The organism is Pseudomonas sp. LBUM1659 (genome assembly GCF_059716045.1).
In genome coordinates this window covers 6,266,621-6,278,865 of the sequence record NZ_CP166797.1, presented here as the reverse complement: position 1 = coordinate 6,278,865, position 12,245 = coordinate 6,266,621, and the positions used below count along the sequence as shown (strand labels likewise).

13 protein-coding genes are annotated in these 12,245 nt (G+C 59.9%); 8 read left to right on the top strand and 5 right to left on the bottom strand.

Annotation, left to right across the window (positions count from 1 at the left end; translation table 11 throughout):
- The first annotated feature begins 327 nt into the window (after positions 1 to 327).
- The gene (gene rpmB, locus ACA048_RS28725) at positions 328 to 561 is read left to right on the top strand and encodes a 50S ribosomal protein L28 (RefSeq protein WP_007894701.1); all 234 of its coding nucleotides are present in this window, start codon (positions 328 to 330) and stop codon (positions 559 to 561) included.
- Between the two features lie 11 nt (positions 562 to 572).
- On the top strand, positions 573 to 728 hold the full coding sequence (rpmG, locus tag ACA048_RS28720; RefSeq protein ID WP_007894709.1) for a 50S ribosomal protein L33: 156 nt from the start codon (positions 573 to 575) through the stop codon (positions 726 to 728).
- Between the two features lie 188 nt (positions 729 to 916).
- Here rpmG and ACA048_RS28715 read toward each other — a convergent pair whose 3' ends face one another.
- Complete coding sequence (locus ACA048_RS28715) at positions 917 to 1,279, bottom strand: cupin domain-containing protein (RefSeq protein ID WP_497627262.1); 363 nt, start codon at positions 1,277 to 1,279, stop codon at positions 917 to 919.
- Positions 1,280 to 1,504: 225 nt separating this feature from the next.
- On the opposite strand from ACA048_RS28715, the gene ACA048_RS28710 reads away from it, so the two are divergent.
- Both ACA048_RS28710 and ACA048_RS28705 read left to right on the top strand, forming a co-directional pair.
- Entirely contained in the window at positions 1,505 to 2,998 is a 1,494-nt protein-coding gene (locus ACA048_RS28710) for an aldehyde dehydrogenase (RefSeq protein ID WP_497627261.1), read from the top strand.
- Positions 2,999 to 3,164: 166 nt separating this feature from the next.
- Complete coding sequence (locus ACA048_RS28705; RefSeq protein ID WP_497627260.1) at positions 3,165 to 4,310, top strand: MFS transporter; 1,146 nt, start codon at positions 3,165 to 3,167, stop codon at positions 4,308 to 4,310.
- A 136-nt stretch (positions 4,311 to 4,446) separates the two neighbouring features.
- Here the strand turns inward: ACA048_RS28705 and ACA048_RS28700 are convergent, their stop codons facing one another.
- A complete protein-coding gene (locus ACA048_RS28700) occupies positions 4,447 to 6,015 on the bottom strand; it encodes a phospholipase D family protein (RefSeq protein ID WP_497627259.1) in 1,569 nt (522 codons plus the stop codon).
- A gap of 60 nt (positions 6,016 to 6,075) precedes the next feature.
- Positions 6,076 to 7,509, bottom strand: coding sequence for an aminotransferase-like domain-containing protein (locus ACA048_RS28695; RefSeq protein WP_497627258.1), 1,434 nt, complete (start codon positions 7,507 to 7,509; stop codon positions 6,076 to 6,078).
- A 178-nt stretch (positions 7,510 to 7,687) separates the two neighbouring features.
- On the opposite strand from ACA048_RS28695, the gene ACA048_RS28690 reads away from it, so the two are divergent.
- Positions 7,688 to 7,924: a DUF1127 domain-containing protein gene (locus ACA048_RS28690; protein WP_497627257.1), complete on the top strand. Its 237-nt coding sequence runs from the start codon at positions 7,688 to 7,690 to the stop codon at positions 7,922 to 7,924.
- Positions 7,925 to 8,021: 97 nt separating this feature from the next.
- Here ACA048_RS28690 and ACA048_RS28685 read toward each other — a convergent pair whose 3' ends face one another.
- Positions 8,022 to 9,335: an NAD(P)/FAD-dependent oxidoreductase gene (locus ACA048_RS28685; protein WP_497627256.1), complete on the bottom strand. Its 1,314-nt coding sequence runs from the start codon at positions 9,333 to 9,335 to the stop codon at positions 8,022 to 8,024.
- Positions 9,336 to 9,482: 147 nt separating this feature from the next.
- Between ACA048_RS28685 and ACA048_RS28680 the strand changes: the two genes are divergently transcribed.
- Entirely contained in the window at positions 9,483 to 9,836 is a 354-nt protein-coding gene (locus ACA048_RS28680) for a YkgJ family cysteine cluster protein (RefSeq protein ID WP_007947437.1), read from the top strand.
- Between the two features lie 42 nt (positions 9,837 to 9,878).
- Here the strand turns inward: ACA048_RS28680 and ACA048_RS28675 are convergent, their stop codons facing one another.
- A complete protein-coding gene (locus ACA048_RS28675; protein WP_003177284.1) occupies positions 9,879 to 10,367 on the bottom strand; it encodes an Lrp/AsnC ligand binding domain-containing protein in 489 nt (162 codons plus the stop codon).
- Between the two features lie 157 nt (positions 10,368 to 10,524).
- Between ACA048_RS28675 and dadA the strand changes: the two genes are divergently transcribed.
- Together dadA and ACA048_RS28665 are read left to right on the top strand one after the other, a co-directional pair.
- Complete coding sequence (gene dadA, locus ACA048_RS28670; protein ID WP_497627255.1) at positions 10,525 to 11,829, top strand: D-amino acid dehydrogenase; 1,305 nt, start codon at positions 10,525 to 10,527, stop codon at positions 11,827 to 11,829.
- Positions 11,801 to 12,154 carry a RidA family protein gene (locus ACA048_RS28665; RefSeq protein WP_497627254.1) on the top strand — a complete coding sequence of 118 codons (354 nt, stop codon included), beginning with the start codon at positions 11,801 to 11,803 and terminating at the stop codon, positions 12,152 to 12,154. Before dadA ends, ACA048_RS28665 begins: the two co-directional genes overlap by 29 nt.
- Positions 12,155 to 12,245: the final 91 nt, after the last annotated feature.

The window sequence follows — 12,245 nt, the reverse complement described above, 5'->3', positions numbered from 1 at the left end:
ATTGTTTTCAGTGCGCATGGGCTGAAAAAATCCTGAATCGGCGGGTTGGCCGATTCTCTGCGACGAGTGGTCTTTATCGACGATAGCCTTTATCCAAGGCGCTCGTGGCCAGAAAAACGGGGTTTTTATGAAGTCTGTGCACACGGAATGTTGTTGCTCTCCAGTCTTTCTGGTATAAAGCAGCGCTCTTTTCTAGGGGCCCGGTTCCTTCACTGTAGGTGTAGCCGGTAAGACCTCTAAAGAAACGCGGCGCCTGGCGCCAAATGACTGAGAGATTAAGCGGCCAACCCATGCCGGGTTGGGCATGTGGTTTTAGAGGGCTGAGGCATGTCGAGAGTATGTCAAGTTACCGGTAAGGGTCCGGTGACTGGGAATAACATTTCCCACGCAAACAACAAAACCCGTCGTCGTTTCCTGCCGAACCTGCAGCATCACCGCTTTTGGGTTGAAGAAGAGAAACGTTTCGTGCGTCTGCGCGTATCTGCCAAAGGCATGCGTATCATCGACAAGCGTGGCATCACTGTCGTGCTGGCCGAAATCCGCAAAGCCGGCAAGATCTAAGGGAGCTAATCATGCGTGAATTGATTCGTTTGATTTCGAGCGCCGGTACTGGTCACTTCTACACTACCGACAAGAACAAGCGTACTACTCCGGACAAAATCGAGATCAAGAAATTTGATCCGGTTGTTCGCAAGCACGTGATCTACAAAGAAGGCAAAATCAAGTAATTGATTTTTCTCTCTTACGAAAAAGGCCCGTATCGCGAGATACGGGCCTTTTTTGTTGCCTGGATTTTCTGGTGCCTGTCAGGGCCTCATCGCGGGCAAGCCACGCTCCCACAGGTTTTGTGATCGACACAGATCACTGTAGGAGCATGGCTTGCCCGCGATGAGGCCGGCCCAGACAACTCAAATCCTCAAGCCTTCTGTTCAAACGCCACATAGATCTTGCGGCACGGCTCCAGCACTTCCCAGGTGCCCCGGAACCCGGCCGGAATCACGAAGCGGTCACCTGCGCGCAGGGTTTTGCTGTTGCCGTCGTTGTCACGCAGCACCGACACCCCTTGCACGATTTCGCAGTACTCGTGTTCGGTGAAATTCACGGTCCATTGCCCGACCGCACCTTCCCAAACGCCAGCATTCAACTGCCCGCACGGGCTGTTGTAATGGTTGTACACCGCTTGCTCCGGGTCGCCCTTGAGGACTTTCACCGGGTCCGGCCGATAGCGCTCGGGCGCGGTCGTGGCCTGGCTGAAGTCGACGACATCCTGGATATTCATTGTTGTAATTTCCCGTGATTGCCTGAAAGACCAAAGTCTATGTTTATTAAAATGAACATCGCAAGGCCGTTTGACGGCCTTATGTCAAATATATTGAAACTTCACCTGCCGCTGGTTTAGGGTGACTGTTGCCTTGGGCCGAAAAGCAGGCTGGCCGGGCAGAATTCCTGACAGCGCCCGCGAAGACCGCGCAGCGTTCGTATTCAATAAGAGGAGGACACTCGAATGACCACCCTGACTCGTGCCGATTGGGAGCAACGGGCTCGCGATCTGAAGATCGAAGGCCGCGCCTACATCAATGGCGAATACACCGATGCGGTCTCCGCCGAGACCTTCGAGTGCATCAGCCCGGTCGATGGCCGCCTGCTGGGCAAGATTGCCAGCTGTGACGCCGCCGACGCCCAGCGCGCTGTTGAAAACGCTCGCGCCACTTTCAATTCCGGCGTCTGGTCGCGCCTGGCGCCGACCAAACGCAAAGCCACCATGATCCGTTTCGCCGGCCTGTTGAAGCAAAATGCTGAAGAGCTGGCGCTGCTTGAAACCCTGGACATGGGCAAGCCAATCAGCGATTCCCTGTACATCGACGTTCCCGGCGCGGCGCAAGCGCTGAGCTGGAGCGGCGAAGCCATCGACAAGATCTACGACGAAGTCGCGGCCACCCCGCATGATCAGCTGGGTCTGGTGACTCGCGAGCCGGTCGGTGTTGTGGGTGCCATCGTGCCGTGGAACTTCCCGCTGATGATGGCCTGCTGGAAACTCGGCCCGGCACTGTCCACCGGTAACTCGGTGATCCTCAAGCCGTCCGAAAAATCCCCGCTGACCGCCATTCGCATCGCAGCGCTGGCCGTTGAAGCCGGCATTCCGAAAGGCGTGCTGAACGTGTTGCCGGGTTACGGTCACACCGTCGGCAAGGCCCTGGCCCTGCACAACGACGTGGATACGCTGGTGTTCACCGGTTCGACCAAGATCGCCAAGCAGCTGCTGATCTACTCCGGTGAGTCGAACATGAAGCGCGTCTGGCTCGAAGCCGGCGGCAAGAGCCCGAACATCGTGTTCGCCGATGCCCCGGACCTGCAAGCCGCTGCCGAAGCCGCTGCCGGCGCCATCGCCTTCAACCAGGGCGAAGTGTGCACCGCCGGTTCGCGTCTGCTGGTCGAGCGTTCGATCAAGGACACTTTCCTGCCGCTGGTGATCGAGGCCCTGAAAACCTGGAAGCCGGGCAACCCGCTGGATCCGGCGACCAATGTCGGCGCGCTGGTCGATACCCAGCAGATGAACACCGTGCTGTCCTACATTGAGTCGGGTCATGCCGACGGCGCCAAGCTGGTGGCCGGTGGCAAGCGCACGCTTCAGGAAACCGGTGGCACTTACGTTGAGCCGACGATTTTCGACGGTGTGAGCAACGCGATGAAAATCGCTCAGGAAGAAATCTTTGGGCCAGTGTTGTCGGTCATCGCTTTCGACACTGCCGAAGAAGCCGTTGCGATCGCCAACGACACGCCGTACGGCCTCGCCGCAGCGGTGTGGACCAAGGACATCTCCAAGGCTCACCTGACCGCCCGCGCGCTACGTGCGGGTAGCGTTTGGGTCAACCAGTACGATGGCGGCGACATGACCGCGCCGTTCGGTGGCTTCAAGCAGTCCGGTAACGGCCGCGACAAGTCGCTGCACGCGTTCGACAAGTACACCGAGCTGAAGGCGACCTGGATCAAGTTGTAAGCCGGTTTTCTTAACGACGTAGATCCCCTGTGGGAGCGAGCTTGCTCGCGAAGACGGTGTAACAGTCAACATTGATGTTGAATGTGCTGGCCTCTTCGCGAGCAGGCTCGCTCCCACATTTGGTTTGTGGTGTGCCGAAAAAATAATATCCACAGGAGCGTGGAACATGCGTTGGGCGACTTATTTCGCCGTGTTGGCGTCTGTCTTGAGTGTCGGCCTGGCCCTGGGTGTCAGCATGCCGCTGGTATCGTTTCGCCTGGAAAGCTGGGGTTATGGCTCGTTCGCTATCGGCGTGATGGCCGCTATGCCGGCCATTGGCGTCTTGCTGGGGGCGAAGATCTCCAGCCATCTGGCCGCGCGTCTGGGCACGGCCAATCTGATGCGCCTGTGCTTGTGGGCCGGGGCGTTGTCCATCGGTTTGCTGGCGTTGTTGCCGAGTTACCCGATTTGGCTGGTATTGCGGCTGATGATCGGGGTGATCCTGACGCTGGTGTTCATTCTCGGTGAAAGCTGGATCAACCAGCTTGTGGTCGAGCAGTGGCGCGGGCGGCTGGTGGCGCTGTATGGCTGCAGCTATGCGCTGAGCCAGCTCGCCGGGCCTGTGTTGCTGGGCGTTCTGGGCACTGAACACGATTACGGATTTTGGGTGGGTGTCGGCTTGCTGATGACGGCACCGTTGCTGTTGTTGGGTCGCGGCGGCGCGCCCGGCAGCGAAGCGAGCAGCGTGACGTTCGGTGATTTGCTGACCTTCTGCCGTGGCCTGCCAGCGATTGCCTGGGCGGTGTCGCTGTTCGCCGCATTCGAAGCGATGATCCTGACCTTGTTGCCGGTGTATTGCCTGCGTCAGGGCTTCACCACGGAAATCGCGTTGGCGATGGTCAGTACGGTGGTGGTCGGCGATGCGTTGTTGCAATTGCCGATTGGTGCGCTGGCGGATCGCCTGTCACGGCGCACGCTGTTTACGGGCTGTGCGGTGGTGTTGCTGCTGTCGAGCCTGGCGATCCCGTTGTTGATCGACACGTTGATGATCTGGCCCTTGTGGGTGCTGTTTGGCGCCAGTGCAGGCGGCTTGTTTACCTTGTCACTGATCCTGATCGGCGAACGTTATCGCGACGATGCGCTGGTGCGCGCCAATGCGCATATCGCGCAGTTGTGGGGGATTGGTTGCCTGGTCGGGCCGTTGGCGGCGGGGGCGGGTAGTCAATGGATCAGCGGGCATGCGTTGCCGTTGTTGATGGCGGCCGGTGCGTTTGGTTTGGTGATTCTGCTGATGCGCCAGGGTGCGTTTGGCACGGTTGCCGAACCCGCCTGACACCGACCAGCCAGTCAGCCACATTCCCCCTGTAGGAGTGAGCCTGCTCGCGATGACGTCGTGTCAGTCAATGATTGAGTGACTGATACTCCGCCATCGCGAGCAGGCTCGCTCCTACAGAGGTGTTTATCGTCTGTCAGAGCATCCGCTCCAGGCCGACGTTGGTGCTCATCCATGCGTTGAAGCGTCGCCACCAACTTGCCGGTTCTGTGGTCAGGGTATGCAGCTTGCCGTCGTCTTCGGTGACCCAGACAACCTGACCATCCTCCAGCTTCGCCTCATAGCTCAGCGTTGGCGCCATGCCCTGCATGGCCAGTTCGCGGACATGCGCGGCCAGCTCGGGACTGTCCACCAGCACCCCGACTTCGGTGTTCCACAGCACAGAGCGTGGATCGAAATTGAACGAGCCAACGAAAGATTTCTGTTGGTCGAAGATCATCGCCTTGCTGTGCAGGCTGGAGTCGGAGCCCTGGTAGGTGGAGCGTCCGAAAAAGTGCGGCCCGCTGCCTCCGCCCTCACCCGGTTGGCGCCGCAGTTCGAACAACTTCACGCCGTGTTCCAGCAGCGCCTTGCGATACGGCGCATAGCCGCCATGCACGGCGGGCACGTCGGTGGCCTCCAGTGAGTTGGTCAGCAAGCTCACGGATACCCCGGCATCGGCGCGGCCGGTCAGGTACACCAGGCCCGGCTGGCCGGGGACGAAGTAGGCCGAGGTCATGATCAGCTCTTTGCTCACACCGTTGAGCTCGGGTGCCAGTTGCGTCGTCAGCAACAAGTGCGGATCCGGCTCGCCATCGGCCAGCACCTTGCTCGGTGCATCCCACAACGCCTGATTCCAGGCCCAGATCAATTCTCGACGCCAGATGTCCAGGCGCGGGTGCGTCTTGAAGGTCATCAGTTGTTGATACAGCGCATGGTTCTGTTTGCGTGTGTCAGCGAGCGATTCCTCCAGGCGGGTCCGGGTGTTTTGCAAGTCCTTGGCCGTCGGTTTGCGGGACAGGAATTGTTCGATCGGTTTGCTCAGCGCACTGTTCCAGTACTGATCGAAACTCTGCCCCAGCTGTTCGGCGACCGGGCCGACGCCGAGCATGTCGATGTCAGTGAAGTTCAGATTGGGCTCGGCATCGAAATACTCGTCACCCAGATTACGCCCGCCTACGATCGCCATGCTGTTGTCCGCTAGCCACAGCTTGTTGTGCATGCGTCGGTGTTGCTGCGACAGGTTGAGCAGGCGGCCCATGGTGCGCGTCACGCCGGTGCTGCGACCCAGGTGTAACGGGTTGAACACGCGGATCTGGATGTTCGGGTGTGCAGCGAGGGTGGCAATGAGCTGATCCTGGCCATCGCTGGTGGTGTCGTCGAGCAGGACCCTGACGCGCACGCCGCGATCAGCCGCTTTGAGCAGTTCCTCCACCAGCATTCGTGTGCTGATGCCGTCATGCACGATGTAGTACTGCAAATCGAGGCTGCTTTGAGCGTTGCGGATCAGTTCGGCGCGGGCCGTGAAGGCTTCGGTGCTATCGGACAGCAGGCGAAAGCCCGACCGTCCCTCATGAGGCGCGGCCTGCGCCTGGACCGACCGGCCAAACGCCGAGTCGCTGGCGGGCAGCGCCTGGCTCGGCTGGCGCTGAACATCAACGCTGGCGCAGCCGCTGAGGAGCGAGGCGAATAGCAGAAGCGCGGGCAGGGGCTGTCTGACTCTCACGTGGGAACGTTCCGATTGGCGGCAGGCGTCGGCATATGGACGTTGGTTTCCCGAGAAAAGTCAGTCAGTGATGCTGTCATTTTCCGCTAACAGCCTGATCGCCGCGGCGCCGACCTTGCGCACCGCTTCTTCAATCTGCGGCGTTGGCTTGGCAGCGTAGTTCATGCGCAGGCAGTTGCGGTACTTGCCCGACGCGGAAAAAATGCTGCCGACGGCAATCTGTACGCCCTGATCATGCAGGGCGCGATTGAGTTTCAGGGTGTCGAAGCCTTCCGGCAGCTCAACCCACAGCATGAAGCTGCCTTGTGGGCGACTGGCGCGAGTGCCGGCCGGGAAGTAGCGCGTGACCCAGTCGATCATCACGTCGCGATTACGCTGGTATTGCGTGCGCATCCGCCGCAAATGTGGCTCGAAATGCCCGGCCTTGAGAAATTCGGCAATCGCGATTTGCGGTTGGGGCGCGGTGGAGCCGGTGCTGATGTATTTCATGTGCAGCACCCGTTCCAGATACCGGCCGGGCGCTACCCAGCCGATGCGTAATCCGGGTGCAAGGGTCTTGGAAAAAGAACTGCAGAGCAGGACACGGCCGTCTTCGTCGAAGGATTTGATCGTGCGCGGGCGCGGGTATGTGTAGGCCAGTTCGCCATACACATCGTCTTCGATAATCGCCACGTCGAAACGCTGTGCAAGTGTCAACAACGCGCGTTTGCGCGACTCCGGCATGATGTAGCCCAACGGGTTGTTGCAGTTGGGAGTCAACTGTATGACTTTGATCGGCCACTGTTCCAGGGCCAGTTCCAGCGCATCGAGACTGATGCCGGTGAGCGGATCAGTGGGGATTTCCAGCGCTTTCATGCCCAGTCCCTTGAGGGTTTGCATGGCGCCGTGAAAGCTCGGCGAGTCCACGGCCACAATGTCCCCCGGCTCGCAGATCGCCCGGATGCTGGTGGACAGCGCTTCATGGCACCCGGTCGTGACCACCAGATCGCTGGCGCTCAACTGGCAACCGGAATCGAGCATCAGGCGCGCGATCTGTTCGCGCAGTTCGAGAGTGCCGTGGATGTTGTCGTAATACAGGCCGGGCATATCTTGCCGGCGGCTGATACGCGCGAGGTTGCGCAGCAGCGGTTTCATGGTCGGGGTGGTGATGTCCGGCATGCCACGACCCAGTTGCACCACGTCTTTGCGCGGCACCGCGCGGATCAGTTCCAGCACCTGGTCCCATTGCGAAATATCCACCGGTCGCTGGGCCGGGCGCCCAATAGCCGGCAGCTCCGGCAGTTCGCGACCCACCGGCACGAAGTAGCCCGACTTGGGTTTCGGCGTCGCCAGGCCACTGTCTTCCAGTACGCGATAGGCCTGCTGCACGGTGCTCAGGCTGACCCCATGTTCGACACTCAGTGCCCGCACCGAGGGCAGTCGGTCACCGGGGCGATAGAAGCCCTGTTCGATACGTGTGCCGAGCAATTCGGCGAGGTTGACGTAAAGGGTCATGGTGCAGTCTCGGTGTGGGTGATTCGGTAAACCAATACAGATCGAAGCAAAAATCAGGATTCAGACGCAGGAACGCAAAATCTGTATGGAGTTAATACTTGCCTGTTGAATCTGTAATGCTTTTGGTCGCCCACGCATCATGAAAGCTCTGGCTACCCAAGTAAACAGGAGCAATCAAATGAACGGCTTGAGCGATGTGCGGCTGACGTTACACAGTCAGGAACTGGTGAGAGGGCAAGACAACGGTGCGCAGATGCGCAATGCGCCGTGCGGCCTGAGTCGCTGGGGTCTGTTCTGGCATCGTCTGCACACGCGCAAGGCGTTGCTGGCGCTGACGCCGGAGCAGCTCAGGGATGTGGGGCTGACGCGGGAGCAGGCGCGAGAGGAGGGGCTTAAGCCTTTCTGGAAGATCTGATTTTTTCGGTGTTCTTTCGGGCCTCTTCGCGGGCAAGCCCGCTCCTGTAGGAGCCGGGCTTGCCCGCGAAGGCGTCGCAACACTCCCGGAAAATCTTTCAGACCAACTCTTTAAGCCGATGCCACAACATCCCCAGCGCCAACAACGGCGAGCGCAAATGCCTGCCCCCCGGAAAGGTGATGTGCGGCACCTTGGCAAACAGATCAAACCCGCCACCCTGCTGCCCACTGATCGCCTCAGCCAGCAACTTGCCCGCCAAATGCGTGGTATTCACCCCGTGACCGGAATAGGCCTGGGCGTAATACACATTCGGCTGGTCTTTGAGCCGGCCAATCTGCGGCAGCCGGTTGGCGCCGATGCCGATCATCCCGCCCCATTGATAGTCGATCTTCGCCCCGGCCAGTTGCGGGAAGACTTCCAACATCTTGGGGCGCATGTACGCGGCGATGTCTTTCGGATCGCGGCCTGAATAGTGGCAGGCGCCACCAAACAGCAAGCGTCGGTCCGCCGAGAGTCGGTAGTAATCCAGTGCCACCCGCTGATCGCAGACCGCCATGTTCTGCGGCAGCAGGGCGTGCGCCAGTTCTTCGCTCAACGGCTCGGTGGCAATGATGTAGCTGCCTGCCGGCAGCACCTTGCCGCTGAGTTCGGGGTTGAGTTCGTTGAGGTAGGCGTTGCAGCCCAGTACCAGCGTCTTCGCACGGACCGAGCCTTGGGCCGTGTGGACTTTAATCACGGGGCCATAATCGATGCGGGTGACCGCCGATTGTTCGAACAGTATCGCCCCCATTTCGTGGGCCGCCGCCGCTTCGCCCAGTGCCAGGTTCAGCGGATGCAGATGCCCCGAGCCCATGTCGATCAGGCCGCCGACGTAGCGGTCGGAACCCACCACCGAGTGCATTTCATTGGCTTGCAGCAGGCGCGTTTCATAACGGTAACCGAGGCTGCGCAGCTCTTCGGCGTCTTCGGCGAAGCCTTGGAGTTCGCGGGGCTTGTTGGCCAGGTCGCAATAACCCCAGGTCAGGTCGCAGGGGATCTGAAAACGCTCGACGCGTTTTCGGACGATTTCCACGGCCTCAAGGCCCATGAGTTTCATCTGGCGCACGCCGTCTGCGCCGATCACATTCGCGAATTGATCAAGGCCATGACCGACACCCCGAATCAACTGCCCGCCATTGCGCCCGCTGGCGCCCCAGCCGATTTTGTGGGCTTCGAGGAGGATGACGCTCAAACCACGTTCAGCCAGTTCAAGCGCAGTGTTCAGCCCGGAGAACCCGCCGCCGACCACGCACACATCCGCCATCAGCTCACTCCGGAGCACGGGATAGTCGGGTTGCGGCAGGCTGCTGGCGGCGTAGTAAGAGGCGATGTGCTGGTGGCTTGTAGCGGATGGCTGAGCACCGGCGTTCATGTGCGAGTTCCCGATTCTGGCGTCTGGAAAATTTGACGGAGCATAAGCCGGACCTTCGGATGCGGGCAACATTGGTCGGCTGCTGCTGTATGGATCCGTGCCTTTGCTTCAGAATCGCGCTCTATTCCGCTTTTGGTTACCGCTTCAATGAGCTGCAACAGTCAGAAAATCCGTACGCTACGACAGCAGATCCCCTCGTTCGAGTGCGTGCCCGGCTGCCATGACTGCTGTGGGCCGGTGACCACCTCGCCGGAAGAAATGTCGCGCCTGCCGCGCAAGACCCGCGCCGAGCAGGACGCGGCGATGGATGAGCTCAATTGCGTGCACCTTGGGCCGAACGGTTGCACGGTGTATGACGAACGACCGCTGATTTGCCGGTTGTTTGGCACCACCAAGACGTTGCCATGCCCGAATGGACGGGGGCCGGTGGAGTTGATTCATCCTCGGGTGGAGAAGCAGATTCATGAGTACATGGCTTCTACCCGGCAGGTGCTGGTCTAGGTAGACCGAGTCGCGAAGGCGGCCGAACAGGCACCACAGGGCTCAATCCGGAATCGGCAAACTCAAACTCTCTTTCACCTCTTCCATCACGATGTAGCTCTTGGACTCGCGCACATGCGGCAGCTTGAGCAGGATGTCCCCCAGCAGTTTGCGGTACGAGGCCATCTCGGAAATCCGTGCCTTCACCAGATAGTCGAAATCCCCTGACACCAAGTGGCATTCCAGCACATGGGGCAATTTCAGCACCGCGCGTCGGAACTCTTCGAAAGTATCGCCGGATTTGTAGTCAAGGCTGATCTCGACGAACACCAGGAGACTACCCTTCAAGTGCTGCGGATTGAGCCGCGCGTTGTAGCCCATGATGATCCCTTCCCGCTCCAGACGCCTCACCCGCTCAGTGCACGGCGTGGTGGAGAGCCCGACCTTTTCCCCCAGCTCCGTGAAGGAGATGCGTCCGTCCGCTTGCAGGATCCGCAGGATGTTGCGGTCGATCTTGTCCAGCTCTCGTTTGGTCTGAGTGTTGGTACGCATAGGGGATGCGCCTCCGTGAAAAGGGTTTTTGCCGAGAATTGTCGCCAAATATAGCCGTTTATATAGTGAAAAACACTGGCAAATCTTTTTTACACTGCGCACATCACTGCTTGAATACAACACACGTCAGCGGTCAGCCGCGATGAGGGATATGAAAATGCGCGTTATGGTCTTGGGTAGCGGCGTCATCGGTACCGCCAGTGCTTACTATCTGGCTCGGGCCGGGTTTGAAGTGGTGGTCGTGGACCGTCAGCCGGCCGCTGCCATGGAGACCAGTTTCGCCAACGCCGGCCAGGTTTCGCCGGGTTATGCCTCGCCGTGGGCGGCGCCGGGTGTGCCGCTCAAGGCCATCAAGTGGCTGTTGCAGCGCCACGCACCGTTGGCGATCAAGGCCACCGCCGACATCGACCAATACCTGTGGATGGCGCAGATGCTGCGCAACTGCACCGCCAGCCGTTACGCGGTGAACAAGGAGCGCATGGTCCGTCTGTCCGAGTACAGCCGCGACTGCCTCGACGAATTGCGCGCTGAAACCGGCATTGCCTACGAAGGCCGCAGCCTCGGCACGACCCAGCTGTTCCGCACCCAGGCTCAACTGGACGGCGCCGCGAAAGACATCGCCGTGCTGAAAGAGTCCGGTGTACCGTTCGAACTGCTCGATCGCGCCGGCATTGCCCGCGTTGAGCCCGCGCTGGCCAGTGTCACCGACATCCTCGCCGGTGCCTTGCGCCTGCCGAACGACCAGACTGGCGACTGCCAGATTTTCACCACCCGCCTGGCCGAAATGGCTGTGAAACTGGGTGTTGAGTTCCGCTTCGGCCAGGACATTCAGAAGCTCGACTACGCCGGTGATCGCATCAACGGTGTGTGGATTGACGGCAAGCTGGAAACCGCGGACCGCTACGTCTTGGCGCTCGGCAGCTATTCTCCGCAATTGCTCAAGCCGCTGGGCATCAAAGCCCCGGTGTACCCACTCAAGGGTTACTCGCTGACTGTGCCAATCACCAACCCGGCAATGGCTCCGACGTCGACCATTCTCGACGAGACCTACAAGGTCGCGATAACTCGTTTCGACAACCGCATCCGCGTCGGCGGCATGGCTGAAATCGCCGGTTTTGACCTGTCGCTGAACCCGCGTCGGCGCGAAACCCTGGAGATGATCGTCAACGACCTTTATCCTCAGGGCGGCGATCTGGCCCAGGCCAGTTTCTGGACCGGCCTGCGCCCGACCACCCCGGACGGCACGCCGATCGTTGGCGCGACACCGTTCAAGAATCTGTTCCTGAACACCGGTCACGGCACACTCGGCTGGACCATGGCCTGTGGCTCCGGTCGCTTGCTGGCTGACCTGATGGCGAAGAAAGCGCCACAGATCAGCGCCGAAGGCCTCGATATTTCCCGTTATGGCAGCAAGACCCAGGAGTCCGCAAAACATGTCAATCCAGCGCCAGCTCACCAATGAGCGCATGAGTCAGATCGTCAGCCACAACGGCACTGTGTATCTGGCAGGGCAGGTCGGCGATGACATGAACGCCGGGATTGAACAGCAGACCCTTGAAACTCTCGCCAACATCGAGCGTTTGCTGGATCTGGCGGGCACCGACAAGAACCACCTGTTGTCGGTGACGATTTACCTGAAAGACATTGATGCACACTTCGAAGGCATGAACGCGGTCTGGGACAAGTGGCTGCCAAAAGGCGTGGCCCCGGCCCGTGCGACCGTTGAGTCGAAGCTGTGCGAACCGGAAATTCTGGTTGAACTGTCGGTTGTCGCTGCTCTGCCGTAATAGATTCAGCAAAATCCCTCTGCCGGTGCTGTTGGCGGTTTACGCCGCCAGCCAGCGCCGGTTTTTTTATTCCCATGACCGCCTAGAAGTC

What these genes read in the sequence shown, in the direction of transcription:
- rpmB (WP_007894701.1), top strand. Translation starts at nt 328, where the DNA reads ATGTCGAGAGTATGTCAAGTTACCGGTAAGGGTCCGGTGACTGGGAAT.
- rpmG (WP_007894709.1), top strand. Translation starts at nt 573, where the DNA reads ATGCGTGAATTGATTCGTTTGATTTCGAGCGCCGGTACTGGTCACTTC.
- ACA048_RS28715 (WP_497627262.1), bottom strand. Translation starts at nt 1,279, where the DNA reads ATGAATATCCAGGATGTCGTCGACTTCAGCCAGGCCACGACCGCGCCC.
- ACA048_RS28710 (WP_497627261.1), top strand. Translation starts at nt 1,505, where the DNA reads ATGACCACCCTGACTCGTGCCGATTGGGAGCAACGGGCTCGCGATCTG.
- ACA048_RS28705 (WP_497627260.1), top strand. Translation starts at nt 3,165, where the DNA reads ATGCGTTGGGCGACTTATTTCGCCGTGTTGGCGTCTGTCTTGAGTGTC.
- ACA048_RS28695 (WP_497627258.1), bottom strand. Translation starts at nt 7,509, where the DNA reads ATGACCCTTTACGTCAACCTCGCCGAATTGCTCGGCACACGTATCGAA.
- ACA048_RS28690 (WP_497627257.1), top strand. Translation starts at nt 7,688, where the DNA reads ATGAACGGCTTGAGCGATGTGCGGCTGACGTTACACAGTCAGGAACTG.
- ACA048_RS28685 (WP_497627256.1), bottom strand. Translation starts at nt 9,335, where the DNA reads ATGAACGCCGGTGCTCAGCCATCCGCTACAAGCCACCAGCACATCGCC.
- ACA048_RS28680 (WP_007947437.1), top strand. Translation starts at nt 9,483, where the DNA reads ATGAGCTGCAACAGTCAGAAAATCCGTACGCTACGACAGCAGATCCCC.
- ACA048_RS28675 (WP_003177284.1), bottom strand. Translation starts at nt 10,367, where the DNA reads ATGCGTACCAACACTCAGACCAAACGAGAGCTGGACAAGATCGACCGC.
- dadA (WP_497627255.1), top strand. Translation starts at nt 10,525, where the DNA reads ATGCGCGTTATGGTCTTGGGTAGCGGCGTCATCGGTACCGCCAGTGCT.
- ACA048_RS28665 (WP_497627254.1), top strand. Translation starts at nt 11,801, where the DNA reads ATGTCAATCCAGCGCCAGCTCACCAATGAGCGCATGAGTCAGATCGTC.